This window comes from Streptomyces sp. NPDC017940 (genome assembly GCF_044328435.1).
Taxonomy (GTDB): Bacteria; Actinomycetota; Actinomycetes; order Streptomycetales; family Streptomycetaceae; genus Streptomyces.
The window spans coordinates 91,687-108,445 of sequence record NZ_JBIRHJ010000004.1; the positions used below are offsets into that span (position 1 = coordinate 91,687).

Genomic DNA, 16,759 nt, shown 5'->3' on the forward strand with positions numbered 1-16,759 from the left:
CAACCCCGGTCCGTGGAGTGCGGGTTGCCCATGGCGCATACTGTGCGCTGTCCGGCCGGGTCAGGGCGGGCAGCGCGACGGCAGCGGTCAGTAGATGATCGACACGATCCGGCAGGCCGTGCCCGCCAGTTCGCGGTCGCCGTCGACGCGGGCCCGGGCGAGGGCGGTGTCCGGCTGGATACCGCGGGTGCACAGGCGCCAGGCGGTCTCCGTGTCCAGCTCGACGAGCGCGGCGGGACGTTCGACGGTGGGTTCGGCGAGCGACCAGGAGGGGCCGGTGGCCGTCACCGCCCAATGGCCGCCGCCCGGCCCGTCGACGCGTACCCGGACCTGCGTGCCGACGGGCGCGGTGACCTCGCGCAGGGTGTGGGGCAGGGCCCGCATAAAGGTGTCCAGGACCACGGAGAGGAACCAGGGGTCGGGGTCGGTGCCCTGACCGGCCGCGTGGCGGATCTGCTGACGATGGGTCCAGAACTCGGTGAGGTCGCGGGCGCTGTCCAGCCACATCGGCGCCGGGTCGACCCCGGCCCAGGACACTCCCCGCGACGGGGCGCCGGGTTCCACGGCCTGGAAGTACCGGGCGACCTGCCCGCCGACCAGGTCGAGGGTCTCGGTGAGCGCGGCCGGACTCACCCGGCGATGGGCGTCGACCCACTCCTGGTTGCTGCGGTGGATGAACGCTTCCAGGGTTTCGTCCGGAGCGGGGGAAGGGCCTGTGCGGTGGCCGTCGCGGTCCCGGGCGAGCCGGCCGTAGAAGTCGCCCAGGAGGTGGGCGGCGAGATCGCGGACTGTCCAGCCGGGTACGGCTTCCTCGGCCCAGTCGGCGGGTGCCAGGCCGCGCAGCGTGGTCATCAGCGCGGCCTGCTCCGGGGCGAACAGCGGGCGGGCGTCGATCGGGGCTCCGAGCCAGGAGTGGCTCGGCACGTCAGCGGCCTGGGCGTCGTCCATCGCTCAACCCTGCCCACCGGATGTTGTGACGGCCACCGAATTTCGGTGCTGCGCCCATCCGGACGACTTGCCATTGGTATGGACATGACTAATGTGTCGAGCTAGTCTCGGACTTGGTCTAGACCGCGTCGGACGCGTGTCCTCCGGTTGTTCCTCACTGCCACTCTGTCCACACACCGTTCGGCCGGGCAGAGGCGGTGCGCCGAAGGTGTTCGTCCGCCCCCTTCCGCAACCTCGGACCACGGGAGCACACCATGCGCAGGAAGCTCACCTCGTTACTCCTCGGCCTCGGCCTCGCCGGATCGACCGTGCTCGCCACCAGTGGCAGCGCCCATGGCCACGGCTACACCGACTCGCCGGTCAGCCGCCAGCAGTTGTGCGGCAACGGCACCGTACGGAACTGCGGGCAGATCCAGTGGGAGCCGCCGAGCGTCGAGGGTTCCAAGGGGTTCCCCGCGCGCGGGCCCGCCGACGGGCACATCTGCTCGGGTGGCATCGGGCGCTTCTCCGAACTGGACGACCCGCGAGGCGGGAACTGGCCCGCCACGAGCCTGACCGCGGGCCAGAGCCACACCTTCGTCTGGCGCATCACCGCCCGCCACGCCACCACTGACTTCCGCTACTACATCACCAAGGACGGCTGGAACCCCGCCAAGCCGCTGACCAGGGCCGACCTGGACCCGCAGCCGTTCCTCTCCGTACCCTTCGGCGGCCGTCAGCCCGGCGCCACGGTCACCCACGCGGGCGTCCTGCCCCAGAAGACCGGCCGGCACCTCATCCTCGGTGTCTGGACCATCGCCGACACCGGCAACGCCTTCTACGCCTGCTCCGACGTACGCTTCTGACATCCCTGGACGCCCTCCGGGACATCCCCGGGCCGGGGCGTGCGCACGGTCGACGGCCGCCCGCCCCGCCGGATGCGACGGGGCGGGCAGTCGTCCGCGCGGGTGCTCAGTCGAGACAGAACTCGTTGCCCTCGACGTCCTGCATCACCAGGCACGACTCGTTGTCCTCGTCGGCGACCAGGAGTCGTACGCGTACCGCGCCGAGCGCGATCAGCCGTGCGCACTCGGCCTCCAGCACGGCCAGGCGCTCTTCGCCCACGAGCCCCGTGCCGACCCGCACATCGAGATGAACCCGGTTCTTGGCGGCCTTGCCTTCGGGAACACGCTGGAAGAACAGTCGCGAACCCACACCTGAGGGATCACTACAGGCGAACCACGCATCCCGCTCCTCGGACGGCAGGGACAGGTTGTAGGCGTCCCAGGTGTCGAACCCCTTCGGCGGCGGCGGTGCGACGTACCCCAGCACCTCGCACCAGAAGCGAGCGACGCGCTCGGGTTGCGCGCAGTCGAAGGTGACTTGGAATTTCCTGATCACAGACATCGGCGCACCATACCAGCGGGTTTTCCTGTTGCTCACGCCCGCTGTACGGGTCGTGCGGCGCCGGGTGCCCGCTGTCGGTACCGCCGCGGTCACCGTGCCGCCTGATCGAAGCCCGGACGTGGCGCCGCACAGGGCGTCTCACCCGGGCCTGTTCCGCTCCTCGCGCCGATCCGGCCCGGCCGCCCCCGCGCCTTCAGAGCGGCCGGGAGCCGTGCAGCCGCCGCAGGTTCGCGCTGAGCGCGAGGGCGGCGCGCTGGGCCGATGCGACGGCGGCGGTGAGTCGGCGATGGTCGGGAACCCCCACCCCTATGGCGGCGACGACCCGGCCCGACGCGGTGTGCACCGGCGCCGCGAGACACACGCACCGAGCGTCCCCCTTGTACTCATGGACCTCCGCGCCGCGTTCACGCGCACGGACCAGACGGCGCGCCCACTGCGCCGCGGTGTGCCCGGGCGCCGGGTCCGCGGGCTGCTCGAAGGCACCGAAGACGACGTGTGCCGCACTGTCCGGTGGAAGGACCTGCCCGGGCAGGTGCGGGAAGCACTCACGCAGGAGCCCGGGGATCCCGTGCACGACCGTCATGCCCGCGGCGGACGGGGCGACCACGCACACAGTGGCCGCCGTGGACGCCGTCAGCTGACGCAGCGGCAAATCTGCGGCCCTGCCCAGCAGGCGGTGGTGGTCACGGGTGCGGCCCAGGCGTACGAACGTCGGGCCTATGCGATAGCGGCCCCTGTGCTGCTCCACCGCGCCGAGACCGGCCAGTTGGCACAGGAGGCGGTGCACCGTGGCCTTCGGCAGCCCCGTACCCTCCGCGAGATCGGTCAGCCGTGCCTCACCGAGTCGGGCGAGTTCCTCCAGCAAAGCGAAGGCCCCCTCCAGCACCCCGCGCCCCGCCGGGGTGCCGGTCCTGTCGTGCTGGGGCTCCGAGCGCCGGTACTCCACTGCCCTCCCCTTCCTGCCGCCGACCGCGGAGGCGCGGGCTCCGCCGGGCGCGTCCGCGAGTGCCTGAGCTGCCGCTCCGAGAAAGCCGTATCACGAGGCGGAGCCACCATCCTTGCCCCTGGCGCCGGTTGACCTGTAACCAGCGGATACAGGGCGGGTATGCGACGCCGGGCGTGCGTTCGCAGACCCGGCAAACACTTGACGCAGCAAACACCCGACACGGCGTACGTGTGACACCGCGTCCACGGGTTGCCGCGTCCCCGGGGCTCTCTCAGCCGGAGTGCAGAACCCGAAAGCGTTCGGGTTCCGCCGGGTCGCGGTCGACGACCTGGACCGGCGGCCGAGCCCACTGCCACACATCGGTGCCCGGCGTCCGGGAGAACTGGATCCGCCCACGGGTGCCCTCGACGGCGACGCTCGGCCACGCCGCGGCGACGTCCGCCCGGTCCACGCCGTGCGAACGCAGCACATCGGCGATGACGGCAACGGCGTCGTAGCCCTCGAAGGCGACGAAGGAGGGTGCTTCGGCCAACTGCTCGCGCAGTGCCCGCTCGACTCGTACTCCGAGGGGGCTGAGACGCTCGGGCAGATAGCGCAGGAACGGGACCGCGGCACCCTCGCCGCCCAGTGATGCCACCCACCCGGCGAACTCCGGCTGCCCGGCCGGTGCACCGATCATGACCTCGGTGAGGCGCTGGTCACGGCGTACGGACGTGACGATCGACGCCGCCGGTTCCGGGAGGCCGACCAGGAGGAGGAGGGCCGTCACGCGATGTTCGACCAGGGCGTCGCACACGTCCGTGGGCGCGAGCTCGCGCGTGTCGAGTTCGACGACGGTGCCGCCGCGCGCAGCGAGGTGGTCCCGCAGGATGCGGGTCCCCGAAGCCCAGTAGACACTCGGCTGGACCGCCACGGCGATCCGGCTGTGGCCCGCGCCCAGGAGGAAGTCCGCGTAGATCCGCCAGCCGTGGGACTGCGGCGGTGCGAGCCGCGCGACCCGTTCCGTCGGCTGTTCGGTGAGCGCGTCGATCACCGCTGACGAGCAGAGGAACGGCAGGCCGAGGGAGTCGGCCCTGGCGGCGGCGGCGCGAGCGACGACGCTGTGGTACTCCCCCACCACGGCGGCCACCCCCAGCCGGGCCAATTCGTCCACGGCTGCCGCCGCCCGCTGCGGGTCGGCGGCGGTGTCTCTGACCACCAGCTCGAGTGGTCCTCCCCGGACCCCGCCGGCGTCATTGACCTCGCGAACGCCCAGCTCCAGGCCTGCGAGCAGGTGGTGGCCCGCCTCGACCCAGCCGGGCTCGGTCAGCGGAACGAGAGCTCCGATCCGGACGGGCGACGCATCGGCGTTCATCTCATCCTGCTGCGGCGGGAGCACCTGGGTGACCATGCCGGACATTGCACCCACCGTCACCGTCGGCGCACAACCGATTATTGCCGCACCACCGAGCAACGGCCTGTGGTGCGTGGGGTCCACGGCACCAGGCACACCCCAGGTGGACAGCGAAACAGGGCGCACCCCGCCCTCGCTGGTTGCCAGGGCGGGGTGGCGTACGGGGCGGGGCGAGGTCAGTCGGTGCTCGCGCGCCGGTGCCGGCGGAGTACGACCGTCCCGCTCACGAGGGCGAGCGCCGCGCCGGAACCGCCGACGAGCAGCGGGGTGGAGGCCGACACGCCGCCGTCGTCCTCACGCTGTGGGCCAAAGCCGCTGGAGTAGCCCGTGGTGTCGTACTCCGAGCCGGGCAGTTTGTCGGCGTACCGGGCCTTGACCAGTTGCTGGTAGTCGGCGAGCGATACCGAGACCTGGCCGTTCAGTCCTTCCCTGGCCTGGTCGTTGAGCGGTTCGACGGTGTTGAGTCTGAGCTGGTACCAGCCGCGGATCTGGGGTTCGGTGAAGACCAGCGTTCCCAGGGTGGCCTTGCCCGCGTACGCGGCGTCGCTGTCGCCGTCGCGCACGGCCGCCAGGTGCCAGCCGCCGCCGCGGGTGGGGGCGAGCATGACCGTGGCCGTGCGGCCGTCGACGGTGGCGCTCAGCGAGGAGACCAGTTGCGTCAGCTTGATCGCTTCCGTGGGCAGGGGCCTCGCGGTGCCGGCGACGAAACCGGGGGTGATCTCGTTGAGGGCCAGCGGATCCTTGATGGTGAAGGTCGGCAGGCCACGGCACGGTTCGGCGGTGTCGGGGATCGACTGCACCGGCCCGCCGGTCCCGGTGGGCAGCGGGGTGCGCAGGAAGCGGCAGACGGCGTTGCGGACGGCGGTGGACTTCACCGCGTCCAGGGCGGCCTGGTAGTCGGGGATGTCCGCGGGCAGCGGGTCCTTGGCGGGGCCCGCGTGGGCCGGGCCGACGACGGACAGCAGGGCGGACGCGCTCAGGGCGAGGACGATGGACAGACGGGAGGAGCGGGAGCGCGCCCGCCCGGCGGTCGTTCCGGTGTGGCTGGTGTCGCGCATGTCGCCTGCCTTAGCGGGAGATGCCGATGCGGGAGTGGGTCCACTTGGACGAGCTGTTGCTCACGTAGTCGTTGTAGTTCCACCACGTGTACGTGGCGGTGTCCGGCCACGGGTCGGCGACGGCGATGGTGTTGTTCGACGTGTCGAAGCCGTAGACCACGTTCATGTGTCCGCCCCCGGATGTCCATCCGATGCGGGCTGCGACCGGTCGGGCCGCCTTGACGTCGGTGTAGACCTGGTTGAACGTGGCCGCGCTGTTCAGACCCGAACCGGTGTGGGCCAGGCCGAGGCTGCTCCAGCCCTTGGCCATGTCACCGAGCGTCGCGGGCTGGTTGTTGCAGCCGTAGGAGGGCTGGGCCCGGTTGCAGAAGTCCGTCTGCGTGGACCCGTAGCCCTGGAACTTGGCGATGGTCAGCCCGGAGGCGACCCAGCACCACTGGGTCTTCTCCTGCTTGTACATGCCGATGTTGTCCTGGCCCGCTTCCGCGTGCGCCGTGCCCGCCGCGGCCGAGAGTGTTCCCAGAACGGCCAGCCCAACGGCTGACGCCGCGGTTCCGTACCTGAATCTGCCCATGATCCTGCCTTCCCCTGAAGGGTTCAACGAGACGAGCGGGGCGATCTGGCAGGGATATGACAGCGCAGCATGACGGAGGCATCCAAGGGCTACGTACACCTTTGACCCGTATTGATTATTTGTGTGGTCATCATATGAATGAGTGCGATGTGGGGGTGCAGGGGCTCGGCCGGGAGGGCGATCTCGGGGTCGAGGCCGTGACGGTTCGGTACGCGGTGGGGGGATGGGCGACGTCGGCACCTGCCAGGCGCGGATCCCCGCCCGGGGGGTCGCTCCGCGGGGCACGCCCGCGCCCCGCACGGCCTCCTCCCGGCGCCCCGGGGCTCGCCCGGCGGGCGACGGACCACCCGGTCACAGCACGTAGACTCGACGCCTGTGGCGGACACCCAATACGAAGACTTGTTGCGGCTGGTACTCACCTCCGGGACGGCCAAGGCCGACCGGACGGGCACCGGTACCCGAAGTGTGTTCGGGCACCAACTACGGTATGACCTCGCGCAGGGGTTTCCGCTGGTCACCACCAAGAAGGTGCACCTCAGATCCATCGTGCACGAGCTGCTGTGGTTCCTGAACGGCGACTCGAACGTCCGCTGGCTCCAGGAGCACGGCGTCACCATCTGGGACGAGTGGGCCGACGCGAACGGCGACCTCGGCCCGGTCTACGGCGCCCAGTGGCGCTCCTGGCCCGCTCCGGACGGCAGGCACATCGATCAGATCAGCGAGGTCCTCGACACGCTGCGCCGGAACCCGGATTCCCGCCGGATGATCGTCTCCGCCTGGAACGTCGCCGAGCTCGACAAGATGGCGCTCGCTCCGTGCCACGCCTTCTTCCAGTTCCACGTCGCCGACGGCAGGCTCTCCTGCCAGCTGTACCAGCGCAGCGCGGACCTGTTCCTCGGCGTCCCGTTCAACATCGCCAGCTATGCCCTGCTCACGCACATGGTGGCGCAGCAGGTCGGCCTCGAACCGGGTGACTTCATCTGGACCGGCGGTGACTGCCACATCTACGACAACCACGTCGAGCAGGTCACGGAGCAGCTCTCGCGCACTCCGTTCGACTTCCCCGAGCTGCGTCTGCGCCGAGCCGACTCGCTCTTCGACTACGCCTACGCCGACGTGGAGGTGCTCGGCTACCAGCACCACCCGGCCATCAAGGCGCCGGTCGCGGTATGAACGTCGGGCTGATCTGGGCGCAGACCCCGGCCGGTGTGATCGGCGCGGACAACGCGATTCCGTGGCGGCTGCCCGAGGACATGGCCCACTTCAAGGCCACCACCCTCGGCCACCCGGTGGTCATGGGGCGCAAGACGTGGGATTCGCTGCCCCCGCGGTTCCGTCCGCTGTCCGGCAGGCGCAACATCGTGGTGACTCGGGACCCGCGGTGGGCGGCCGAGGGCGCGGCGCGTGCCGGTTCCGTCGCGGAGGCGCTGGGTCTCGCGGCCGAGCCGTGGCAGGCAGGGGCCGCGGCGGCCCCCGAAACGACGCCGTCGGAGCCCGCCGCCCCCGCCACGGCATGGGTGATCGGCGGCGGTGAGATCTACCGTGCCGCCCTGGAGTACGCGACGACCCTCTCGGTGACGGAAGTCGACGCAGCGGTGGACGGCGACACCTACGCCCCGACACCGGACGCGACGTGGGAGGCCGCCGAGGACACCGGCTGGCTGTCCTCCACGTCCGGGCTGCGCTACCGCATCCGTACCTTCACCCGATGACGGTCGTCGTTCCCGCAGGCCACCCCTGGTGCGAAGAATGATTCCCAAACTCGCCTATCCCATTACCGGCTAAGCCGGAGATCAATTGCGGAGAGATCCCCAGTCGATCGGCTCTTGACAAATCTTTCAGCCGGAAGAAGTATGGTGAATCTTGAACTGGCGGGCGGAGAGCCAGGGGAGGCCGTGAATGTCCATCACGGATCAGCCGCCGATATCGCGACTCTAGGCCGATCTCTTCCTCCTGCACGCGCCCAGTGTCTATGACTTCCGTGAGCGCGACGACATGCTGTTCGCCTATTTGAGCGACAGCGACAGCGTCAATGTCACCTCGGTCTACGAAATCTATCCCATCGGCTGGTTCTCCATAAAGCAGCGTCTAGCCGATCACGGTTTCGAGACAAAGATAGTGAATGTCGCCTCCTTGATGCTCATGCATCCCGAAATGGATGTCGAGCGATTACTCGGCCGCTTCGAAGCACCGGTCTTCGGTTTCGACCTGCACTGGATGGCGCACTGCCACGGCTCGGTGGAACTCGCGGCCGTCGTGAAGAAGGTGCACCCCGAGGCGCTCACCGTCTTCGGCGGCATCTCGGCGACCTACTACGCCGAGGAACTGATCACGTACCCGAGCGTCGATGTCGTCGTCCAGGGTTACGACACCCTCGACCCGGTCACCGAGCTGATCACCAGGGTCCGGCAGGGCAGCAGGGACTTCCGTTCCATTCCGAACCTCCTGTACAAGGTGGGCGGCGAGGTCCGGAGAACCGGCTTCTCGCACACGCCGGACAACAACTACAACAACGTGCGCAACGACTGGTCGTACTACCGCGAAGCGGCCGACGGCGGACCTTCGGCGCTTAAGCTCATCATGACGTTGCCCCAACACCGGATGCGCGCACGACTGCGGCTGGTGCGGCGGATCACGGTTCGCCTACCGCAACATCATGGGTGTCCGCAGGACCCTGGTGCAGAAGGACAACGATCTCGTCGTCGAAGAGCTGCGTACCATGCGGGAGGCGGCGAAGCGCACCTCGATCTACGCGCTCCAGTGCTATTCCGAGAACAGAACGCGGATGCACCAGTACCTGGACGCCGTGAAAGAGCTCGGATACAAGAGCGTCCACTTCGAGCAGTTCAGTCTGACGCCACCCGACGTCCTCAAGAAGATGGGTGAGGCAACGGATTCCTACATCATGCTCTCCCCGGAGTCCCACGACCTGAGGATCAGCAAGGCGGCCGGTCGCGGGAACTACACCATGGAGCAGATGGAGGAGTGGATTCCGCGCGCCCTCGATGCCGGGGTGAAAGGCATCATGATCTGGTTCTTCATCGGCATGCCCCACCAGGACCGGCAATCGGTCATGGACACCATCGCGTACTCGGAGCGGATCATCCGGAAGTTCGGAGGATGGGCCGCCCTGCCGCTGATCTGCCCGATGGTGCCGTTCCTCGACCCCGGGTCGCAGTTCTTCGAGGAACCGGACAAGCACGGCTACCGCATCCACCACCGCACCCTCGAAGAACACCGCCGGGCCATGGTCGAGCCGCTGTGGTACCGGCGGCTGAACTACGAGACGGACTGGCTGAGCAGGCGCCAGCTCCAGGACGTCTCCTACGAGGCGATCACGCGCCTGGTGGAGATCAAGGGCGAGTACGGGGTCCTCCCCGCCGGATTCTGCAAGGCCGTCCTGAAGACCATCGACGAGACACAGGAACTGCTCGGGGAGATGGAGCGGGCGCTGCTGCTCGACCAGGAGCTGCCGGCCGATCTCCGGGACGCGGTACTGCGCTACAACCGCAAGGTCCTGTCCTATACGAACGACCAGATCATGCCGGTCCCCCGGCCGCTCGGCGGCCGGTGGTTCGACGATGCCACGGTCCCGCCACAGCTGATCCAGGACGTTCTGGCGGCGTCGGCCGGGCGGACGGCGCGGGTACGGTCCTGAACGGCCGCGGGGGCACCCGGTGCGGGGGAGGTCGAGGTGCGGATCGCTGTGATCGGTGGTGGTCCCGGTGGGCTGTACTTCAGCGTGCTGGCCCAGCGGCTCGGCCCCGCGCACGAGATCACCGTCTGGGAGCGGAACGCGCCCGACGAGACCTTCGGGTTCGGGGTGGTGCTGTCCGACCAGGCCCTCGGCGGGATCGAGCACGCGGATCCGACCGTCGTCTCCGGGATGCGCCCGATGCTCGCCCGGTGGGACGACATCGACGTGCGCTTCCGAGGCACGACGTTCACGGCGGGCGGGAACGGGTTCGCCGCGATGAGCCGCGCGGGGCTGCTCCTGACCCTGCAACGCCGCTGTGCCCGGCTCGGCGTCCCGGTGCGCTACGGCAGCGAGGTCACCGACGTGGACGCCCTCGCCGCCGATCACGACCTGGTGGTGGGCGCCGACGGAGCGGGAGTGGTTCGAGAACATCGACCGCTACACCCACCAGGACCCGCAGCAGTTCGCGGTGAACCTCCTGACCCGCAGCCGCCGCGTCTCCTACGCCGGCCTGCGCCGGCGCGACCCCGAGTTCATCGCCCGCGCGGAGCGGTGGTTCGCCGGCGCGGCGGGCGCGGGGGGCGCGGCGGGCGCGGGGGGCGACCGGGCGGCTGGACCCGGCCAGGTGAGCGGGCCCGGCCGGACGGCTCCGCTCCGCCGGGCGGACCCTCCCCGCGGGACGGATCCTCGCCGCCGGACGGATCCTCGCCGCCGGACGGATCCTCTCCGCCGCGCGGATCCTCCCCACCGCACGGATCCTCCCCACCGCACGGATCCTCCCCACCGCGCGGACCCGCCGATGCTCCAGCCGTTCACGCTCGGTGGGCTGCACCTCGTCAACCGCGTCGTCGTCGCCCCCGGCGGGGCGGCCCCCGGCGAGGCCTTCCCGGGCCGCGACGGGGTGCCGGGCGACCTCCAGCTGGTGCGTCTGGGCGGTGCGGCGCTGGACGGAGCCGGTCTGGTGCTGACCGGTCCTGTGTCCGTCTCCGCGGCGGGCACGGCGCTCCCCGGCGGTGCCGGTCTGTACACCGGCGAACAGGCCGCCGGGTGGCGGCGGGTGGTGGACTTCGTCCACGCCCACGCCCCGGCGAAGATCGGCGTCCGGCTCGGCTACTACGGCCCCGACGGCGCCACCAGGCCCCTCGGCGAACTACAGCGCGAGTTCGCCGCCGCGGCCCGGCGCGCCGCCGCCGGATTCGACCTGCTGGAACTGGACTGCGCCCACGGCAGTTGGCTCTCCGCTGCGCTGTCCCCCTCGGACGAGCGGGCTCGGCACAACGGTTCACCGGGTAGGAGCGGCGCCTCTCAGGCACGGGGCGGCGCATCGCTGCGGAACCGGTTCCGCCGCCCCCTTGCGGTGTTCGGCGCGATCCGTGCCGTCTGGCCCGCCGAGCGGCCGGTCGGCCTGCGCGTCGCACCGGCCCGGTGGTGCCCCGGCGAGGACGGCGTCGACGCGGCGGCCGAGCTCGCGAACGAGTTCGCTGCGCGCGGCGCGGAGGCCGTGCACGTCCGCGCCGGGACGGAGGCCGACAGGGACGTGTACGCGGACCGGATCCGCAACCAGGCCGGGCGCAGGAGCGGGTTCGCCGTGCTGGCCGCGGGCTCGATCGCCGTGTCCGACGTCGACACGATCGTCCTGGCGGGGCGTGCGGACCTGTGCGTCGTCGACCGGGCGACGGTGCACGCGCCCTGGCCCTCCCCGCGCGGGACACCGGATCGTGCCACCTCGAAGAGTGGCCATGACGGAGGAGGATGCCGTGCTCCCTAGTGCGGATCTCAACCTGCTGCCGGAGATCGCCGCCGAACACCATGGCGGGGCCACCCTGTGCGCGGACACGCCTTGGGGGTCGGCTTCCCGCACCCCGACCACCGTGCGTGACTTCGCGGCCGTCGTCGCGGACTACGCCGACCGGTTGTGGGGTGCGGGAGTGCGGCCGGGCGCGGTGGTCGCCCTGGTCAAGTCCAATCACTTCGACATCCAGGCGATCCAGTGCGCGATCGTCCGCGTCGGCGCGCTGGGCAGGCGCGGTCCAGCTCAGCGAGCCCGCAACCCATCAGGTCACGCGCCGTTCCGGCTCGGACCGGACCCTCATCACGCACTCCTCCGGTACCACCGGGAAGCCCAAGCTCCTCGTACACACGGTGGACTCCCTCTACGCCCACGTGGCGCCGCAGATGGGTGTGGTGCAGTCACTCGACCACGCAGGGATCAGCGCGAAGTGCCTGTCCTTCGTGCATGTGCGGATGTCGTCCGGCCTCCTCACGGTGCTCAACACCGGCCTGCCGTTCCTCGGGATCTCCTCCCCCGACCCGGCCCCGGCGCGCGAGGCGCTGCTGCGGTACCGGCCGGAGGCCCTGGAGGCGCAGCCGAACATGTTCCTGCGCTGGGAGGCCCTGGCCCGCGAGACACCGAACCCGTTCAGCTCGGTCGAGCGCTTCATCAGCAGCTTCGACGCGATCCACCCGCGGACGCTGCGGACCCTTCTGGAGGCGTCCGACCGGCCGGATCCGACCTTCGTCCAGGCGTACGGGCAGACCGAGACAGGGCCGGTCACCCTCCTGATCACCACCCGTTCCGACATCCGCGAACCGGGTCGGTTCAACTCCCGTGACGTGGGCACGGCGTTCCCCGGCATGGAGATCCGCGTCGTGGACGACACCGGAGCACAGCTTCCGGCCGGCACCCCCGGCCACATCGAGGTACGTACCCCCGCCCGCGCCGAGTCGATGATCGGCCGCCCGCCGCTGCCCAACCGTGACACTTGGTGGCCCATGGGCGACATCGGCGCGCTCACACCCGAGGGGCACGTGGAGCTCCACGACCGGCAGGTGGACCGGGTCCCCGGTGTGCCCAGCACCCTGCGCGCCGAGGACGTCCTGCTCGACGAACTGCCGGAGCTGGCCGAGGTCGTGATCATCGCCGTGGAGGGGAAGGCCACCGCGGTGGTGGCCACCGCCGACGGCAAACCGGTGGACGACGACCGCTGGCGGCACGCCCGCGGAAGGGCGGGGCTGCCCGAGAACACCGGGGTCGACCACCGGCCCTGGGACGAGTTCCCGCTCACCGGCACGATGAAGGTCCGCCGGCACCGGCTCCTACCGCACGGAACCACCGGATGAGCGGCTCCCCGACACCGGCGGCGGCGCCGAGCCGGTTCCTGCCGACGGAAAGGAGAGCCGCGGCGCTCGTGCTCGGCGCCGCCTTCGTGCTGCTCGCCGACACCTCGATCGTGAACGTCGCCGTCCCCAGCCTGCAACGGGACCTCGGTGCGGCCGGCCGCGCCGAGGCATCGGACCGAAGCCTCATGACCAGGAAGGTGGCAGCGTACGTGGACGGATCCTCGCCGTCAGGTGCCCTGACGATGCGGCAGAAGATGCTCGACGAGATAGCCGCCGGGGGCACCCCGGTTCCGGCCTATGTGGCGCGCCTGTCACTCCAGGTCGCCACGATGGAATGGCACGCGGGGTTCGTCGCGGTCACCTTCCGCATCCCCGACGATCTCTGTGTGGAACCGGACGTGGCCTTCGGCGGACATGTCGCGGGCATCCACGACCAGGCCGCGGGGTTCGTCCTGTGCGGCCTCCTCGACGACGACATGGTGTTCGCGACGACCCGCCTGGATGTGCGGTACCTGACGGTGACACGCCCCGGGGAAGTGCGCGCCGAAGCCACCCTGCACACGATGAACGGCCGTTCCGCCGATGTACGTGTCTCGCTGACGCAAGCCGGAAGGGTGACGAGCGAGTCGCTCGTGACCGAAGCGATCAGGAAGGCCGGAAGGTGAATGCCGTGGTGACCGACCGGCAGGTGCAGGAGCTGGTGGCGGGCGTCCTGGAGATCGACGTGGCCGATGTCGGGATCGACAGGTCCTTCTACGCGGAGCTGGAGATGGACTCGCTCCACAAGGCGGAGTTCATCGTGGCCCTGGAGCGTGCCTGCGGTGCGGAGTTCGCCCCGGCGGACGCCGCCCTGATGGACAGCGTGGGCGATGTGATGCGGCTGCTGCACGATCGGCGCCGAGTGACATGAACGCCGCCACCGGCACCGCGAACCCGGTCGAGTTGCTGCTGCTCGGCCATCCCCGCGACCGCCGCTGCGGGGTGGACGGCCGGGTCGGTGCAGTGACCTACGGCGATCTGCTCGGCGCGGTGACGGACCGCGCCGGGAGGCTGCGGGCTGTGGGGGTGCGGCCCGGCTGCCGCGCGGTCGTCGTCTCCGACGACTGCGTCGCAGCGATCACCGCCGTTCTCGCCCTGTGGTGGCACGGGTGCGTGCCCGTCGTGCTGCACCCGCTGCTCCGGCCCGCGGGTCGCCTTCGTCGCACGGGACAGCGAGGCGGAGTTCGCCGAACTGAACGTCGTCCCGGAACACGCGGCGGCCCTGCGGAACGAGCTGGGCGCGATCGACGCCGAGAGGCGGGCGGCAGGGCGCCCCGGGCTCCGCACCGCACTCGGCCCCGCACGTGCGGTCGGGCCCACGCCACCGCCTGCCCGTTTCGGCGCCACCGACGAGCTGCTGGTCCAGTACACCTCCGGCAGCACGGGCAGGCCCCGCGGGGTACGGCACTGCCTGCGGGCGGTGCACGCGATCCTGCGTGGCGTCGGCAGCCTCCTGGACCTGACCCCGGACGACGTCGTGCTGTCCACCGCGAAGCTCTCCTTCGGGTACGGATTCGGCAACTCGCTGCTGTACCCGTACGCGGCGGGCGCCAGCTCGGTGCTGCTCGAAGGGCAGGCGGACGCGTACGGCGTGGCAGCGGCCCTGGACGCGCACCGGCCGACCGTGCTGTTCTCCGTACCCTGGCTCTACGCCGGTCTCCTCGAACTCGCGGCGAAGGGCAAGGCGGTCGAGACCGGCTCGCTGCGCCTGGCCGTGACCACCGGGGAGCATCTGCCGGCCGGTCTCGGCGCCCGTATCACCGAGGCGTTCGGCGTGCCGCTGATCAACGGGTTCGGCGCGACCGAGGTCCTGCACACGGTCGTGGCTGCCGCCGTGGGCCGGGGCGGGGCCGCCGGTCCCGGATCGATCGGCTTCCCGGTTCCCGGGGTGACCGCGACCGTCCGCGACGACGCCGGCAGCCCGGTGGAAGACGGGACTCCCGGCCGGCTCCACCTCGCCACGGAGTCGGCCGCGCTCGGCTACCTCGACCGGCCCGGTGACACCGCCCGCGCGTTCGCCGACGGCGGCGTCTACACCGGTGACATCGCCTACCGCGCGGCAGGCGGCGACCTCTGCCACGTGGGCCGCGCCGACGACATGCTCCTGCTCGGCGGCTACAGGATCGCGCCTGCCGAGATCGAGCGCGTGGTCCGGGCGGCCCCGGAGGCCGCGGACTGCGCGGTCGTGGGCACCACGGACCGGACGGGGCTCGAGCAGGCCACGGTGTACGTCGTGCCGCGGGACCCGGCCCGCCCCGACGAGGCCCGCAAGGCGGTCAGGTCGGCACTGCGCGCAGGCCTCGCCCCGTACAAGAGGCCGTCCCGCATCGAGGTCATCGACGAACTCCCGGTCACCGCCAACGGCAAGCTGGCCCGCTTCCGGCTCCGCCCCGGGCCCGGCGGCCCCGTCAGCAGTCCGGAGGGCGGCGGCCCCGTCAGCAGTCCGGAGGGCGGCGCATGAGCTGGGAGATCGCCGGGATGAGCGCGGTGTGCGCGCTGGGCGACACCGTCGCCGGTATCCATGGCGCCCTGTGCTCGGGCCGCTCCGGACTGGCGCCGCTGTCGGCGTTCGACGTGTCCAAGTACCGCGCGGGGGCGGCGTACGAGGTGCAGGACCGGGTGCGCCCCGGTGTGGACGAGCCGCTGTGGGTGACCCGCTGGCTCGTCCGCGTGGTGCGGGAGGCCCTGACCGACGCGGGCCTGCCGGAACCGGAGCCCGGGCTGCCGGTCCTGGTCGGTACCACGCACCGGGAGATGCGGACCGCCGAGCTGTGGTGGCGGCACGAGGGCCCCCTCTCCCCCACCGACCTGCACTTCACCGCGGCCCTGCGCTCCGCCCTCGGTCTGCACGACGTGCACACCGTCGTGAGTGCCTGCGCGGCCTCGCTCTACGGCTTGGGGATGGCCACCGACCTCATCGCCCTCGGCGAGGCGGACACCGTGGTGGTGGCGGGCACCGACGCGATCCCCGAGAGCTCCTTCGGCGGGTTCGACCGGATCCAGTTCCCGCCGCCCGACACCATCCGGGCCTTCGACAGGTCCCGCCGCGGCATGATCATGGGAGAGGGCGCGGTGGCGGTGGTGCTGCGGCGCGCGGGTACGCACCCCGGCCGGGTGCACGGCCTGGTCCGGGGCGTGAGCATGAACTGTGACGCGACCCATCCGAAGACGCCCGATCCGGCGGGGATCCGCCGGGCGATCGAGGACGCGCACGCGCGCGCGGTGGTCGTGCCCGATGACATCGACCTGGTCATCGTGCACGGAAGCGGCACGGCGCAGAGCGACCTGGCCGAGGCGGTCGCGTTGCAGGACGTGTTCAAAGCCTCCGATCCCGGCCCCCTCGTCACCGCGGTCAAGGGCGGCACGGGCCATATATCCGGTGGGGCGGGCCTGTTGAACCTCGTCGTGGCCCTGGAGTCGATGCGCTCCCGGACCCTGCCCGCGGTCAGCGATCTCACCGACCCGATCGAGGAAGTGAAGGAACTGCGGGTCGTCTCCGGCCGCCCTGCCACGGGGCCGTTCCGCACGGCGCAGGTGCACGCCGTCGGCATGGGCGGGATCAACGCCGTGGCGATCGTGGAAGGGGCGACGCGATGAG

At 71.0% G+C, this 16,759-nt stretch carries 16 protein-coding genes and 3 pseudogenes; 13 read left to right on the top strand and 6 right to left on the bottom strand.

What is annotated here, in order from left to right:
• Window positions 1-87: 87 nt before the first annotated feature.
• Complete coding sequence (locus tag ACH4DX_RS14910; RefSeq protein ID WP_398155349.1) at window positions 88-948, bottom strand: maleylpyruvate isomerase family mycothiol-dependent enzyme; 861 nt, start codon at window positions 946-948, stop codon at window positions 88-90.
• A gap of 254 nt (window positions 949-1,202) precedes the next feature.
• Between ACH4DX_RS14910 and ACH4DX_RS14915 the strand changes: the two genes are divergently transcribed.
• Window positions 1,203-1,793, top strand: coding sequence for a lytic polysaccharide monooxygenase (locus ACH4DX_RS14915; protein WP_398122523.1), 591 nt, complete (start codon window positions 1,203-1,205; stop codon window positions 1,791-1,793).
• 106 nt (window positions 1,794-1,899) lie between these two features.
• Here ACH4DX_RS14915 and ACH4DX_RS14920 read toward each other — a convergent pair whose 3' ends face one another.
• From ACH4DX_RS14920 to ACH4DX_RS14940, 5 genes are all read right to left on the bottom strand, one after another.
• Complete coding sequence (locus tag ACH4DX_RS14920; protein ID WP_398155350.1) at window positions 1,900-2,334, bottom strand: VOC family protein; 435 nt, start codon at window positions 2,332-2,334, stop codon at window positions 1,900-1,902.
• 193 nt (window positions 2,335-2,527) lie between these two features.
• Window positions 2,528-3,280 (bottom strand): helix-turn-helix domain-containing protein, encoded by a 753-nt coding sequence (locus tag ACH4DX_RS14925; RefSeq protein ID WP_398155351.1) that lies wholly within the window; start codon window positions 3,278-3,280, stop codon window positions 2,528-2,530.
• A 271-nt stretch (window positions 3,281-3,551) separates the two neighbouring features.
• Window positions 3,552-4,679, bottom strand: coding sequence for an ABC transporter substrate-binding protein (locus ACH4DX_RS14930; RefSeq protein ID WP_398155352.1), 1,128 nt, complete (start codon window positions 4,677-4,679; stop codon window positions 3,552-3,554).
• 170 nt (window positions 4,680-4,849) lie between these two features.
• Window positions 4,850-5,731, bottom strand: coding sequence for a hypothetical protein (locus ACH4DX_RS14935; RefSeq protein ID WP_398155353.1), 882 nt, complete (start codon window positions 5,729-5,731; stop codon window positions 4,850-4,852).
• 10 nt (window positions 5,732-5,741) lie between these two features.
• Window positions 5,742-6,305, bottom strand: a complete 564-nt coding sequence (locus ACH4DX_RS14940) for a papain-like cysteine protease family protein (RefSeq protein ID WP_398122528.1) — start codon at window positions 6,303-6,305, stop codon at window positions 5,742-5,744.
• A 375-nt stretch (window positions 6,306-6,680) separates the two neighbouring features.
• Between ACH4DX_RS14940 and ACH4DX_RS14945 the strand changes: the two genes are divergently transcribed.
• The 12 genes and pseudogenes from ACH4DX_RS14945 to ACH4DX_RS15000 all read left to right on the top strand — a co-directional run bounded on the left by ACH4DX_RS14945 (window position 6,681) and on the right by ACH4DX_RS15000 (window position 16,758).
• A complete protein-coding gene (locus ACH4DX_RS14945) occupies window positions 6,681-7,478 on the top strand; it encodes a thymidylate synthase (RefSeq protein ID WP_398155354.1) in 798 nt (265 codons plus the stop codon).
• The gene (locus tag ACH4DX_RS14950) at window positions 7,475-8,017 is read left to right on the top strand and encodes a dihydrofolate reductase (RefSeq protein WP_398155355.1); all 543 of its coding nucleotides are present in this window, start codon (window positions 7,475-7,477) and stop codon (window positions 8,015-8,017) included. Before ACH4DX_RS14945 ends, ACH4DX_RS14950 begins: the two co-directional genes overlap by 4 nt.
• Window positions 8,018-8,300: 283 nt before the next feature.
• Window positions 8,301-8,618 (top strand): annotated as a pseudogene (locus ACH4DX_RS14955) (cobalamin-dependent protein); the annotation flags it as partial.
• A 343-nt stretch (window positions 8,619-8,961) separates the two neighbouring features.
• Entirely contained in the window at window positions 8,962-9,963 is a 1,002-nt protein-coding gene (locus ACH4DX_RS14960) for a radical SAM protein (protein WP_398155356.1), read from the top strand.
• 36 nt (window positions 9,964-9,999) lie between these two features.
• Window positions 10,000-10,413, top strand: a pseudogene (locus ACH4DX_RS14965) (bifunctional salicylyl-CoA 5-hydroxylase/oxidoreductase); the annotation flags it as partial.
• A gap of 388 nt (window positions 10,414-10,801) precedes the next feature.
• On the top strand, window positions 10,802-11,770 hold the full coding sequence (locus ACH4DX_RS14970; RefSeq protein ID WP_398155357.1) for a hypothetical protein: 969 nt from the start codon (window positions 10,802-10,804) through the stop codon (window positions 11,768-11,770).
• 41 nt (window positions 11,771-11,811) lie between these two features.
• A complete protein-coding gene (locus ACH4DX_RS14975) occupies window positions 11,812-13,122 on the top strand; it encodes a class I adenylate-forming enzyme family protein (RefSeq protein WP_398155358.1) in 1,311 nt (436 codons plus the stop codon).
• A complete protein-coding gene (locus tag ACH4DX_RS14980; protein WP_398155359.1) occupies window positions 13,119-13,787 on the top strand; it encodes a PaaI family thioesterase in 669 nt (222 codons plus the stop codon). The genes ACH4DX_RS14975 and ACH4DX_RS14980 overlap by 4 nt, the downstream gene beginning before the upstream one ends.
• Window positions 13,788-13,792: 5 nt before the next feature.
• Window positions 13,793-14,032, top strand: coding sequence for an acyl carrier protein (locus tag ACH4DX_RS14985; protein ID WP_398155360.1), 240 nt, complete (start codon window positions 13,793-13,795; stop codon window positions 14,030-14,032).
• Window positions 14,029-15,088 (top strand): annotated as a pseudogene (locus ACH4DX_RS14990) (AMP-binding protein); the annotation flags it as partial. The gene ACH4DX_RS14985 and the pseudogene ACH4DX_RS14990, both read left to right, overlap by 4 nt.
• Window positions 15,089-15,259: 171 nt before the next feature.
• Window positions 15,260-15,622 carry a hypothetical protein gene (locus tag ACH4DX_RS14995; RefSeq protein WP_398155803.1) on the top strand — a complete coding sequence of 121 codons (363 nt, stop codon included), beginning with the start codon at window positions 15,260-15,262 and terminating at the stop codon, window positions 15,620-15,622.
• Complete coding sequence (locus ACH4DX_RS15000; RefSeq protein WP_398155361.1) at window positions 15,619-16,758, top strand: beta-ketoacyl-[acyl-carrier-protein] synthase family protein; 1,140 nt, start codon at window positions 15,619-15,621, stop codon at window positions 16,756-16,758. The genes ACH4DX_RS14995 and ACH4DX_RS15000 overlap by 4 nt, the downstream gene beginning before the upstream one ends.
• Window position 16,759: the final 1 nt, after the last annotated feature.

What these genes read in the sequence shown, in the direction of transcription:
- ACH4DX_RS14910 (WP_398155349.1), bottom strand. Translation starts at nt 948, where the DNA reads ATGGACGACGCCCAGGCCGCTGACGTGCCGAGCCACTCCTGGCTCGGA.
- ACH4DX_RS14915 (WP_398122523.1), top strand. Translation starts at nt 1,203, where the DNA reads ATGCGCAGGAAGCTCACCTCGTTACTCCTCGGCCTCGGCCTCGCCGGA.
- ACH4DX_RS14920 (WP_398155350.1), bottom strand. Translation starts at nt 2,334, where the DNA reads ATGTCTGTGATCAGGAAATTCCAAGTCACCTTCGACTGCGCGCAACCC.
- ACH4DX_RS14930 (WP_398155352.1), bottom strand. Translation starts at nt 4,679, where the DNA reads ATGTCCGGCATGGTCACCCAGGTGCTCCCGCCGCAGCAGGATGAGATG.
- ACH4DX_RS14935 (WP_398155353.1), bottom strand. Translation starts at nt 5,731, where the DNA reads ATGCGCGACACCAGCCACACCGGAACGACCGCCGGGCGGGCGCGCTCC.
- ACH4DX_RS14940 (WP_398122528.1), bottom strand. Translation starts at nt 6,305, where the DNA reads ATGGGCAGATTCAGGTACGGAACCGCGGCGTCAGCCGTTGGGCTGGCC.
- ACH4DX_RS14950 (WP_398155355.1), top strand. Translation starts at nt 7,475, where the DNA reads ATGAACGTCGGGCTGATCTGGGCGCAGACCCCGGCCGGTGTGATCGGC.
- ACH4DX_RS14960 (WP_398155356.1), top strand. Translation starts at nt 8,962, where the DNA reads ATGGGTGTCCGCAGGACCCTGGTGCAGAAGGACAACGATCTCGTCGTC.
- ACH4DX_RS14970 (WP_398155357.1), top strand. Translation starts at nt 10,802, where the DNA reads ATGCTCCAGCCGTTCACGCTCGGTGGGCTGCACCTCGTCAACCGCGTC.
- ACH4DX_RS14975 (WP_398155358.1), top strand. Translation starts at nt 11,812, where the DNA reads ATGGCGGGGCCACCCTGTGCGCGGACACGCCTTGGGGGTCGGCTTCCC.
- ACH4DX_RS14980 (WP_398155359.1), top strand. Translation starts at nt 13,119, where the DNA reads ATGAGCGGCTCCCCGACACCGGCGGCGGCGCCGAGCCGGTTCCTGCCG.
- ACH4DX_RS14995 (WP_398155803.1), top strand. Translation starts at nt 15,260, where the DNA reads ATGCTCCTGCTCGGCGGCTACAGGATCGCGCCTGCCGAGATCGAGCGC.
- ACH4DX_RS15000 (WP_398155361.1), top strand. Translation starts at nt 15,619, where the DNA reads ATGAGCTGGGAGATCGCCGGGATGAGCGCGGTGTGCGCGCTGGGCGAC.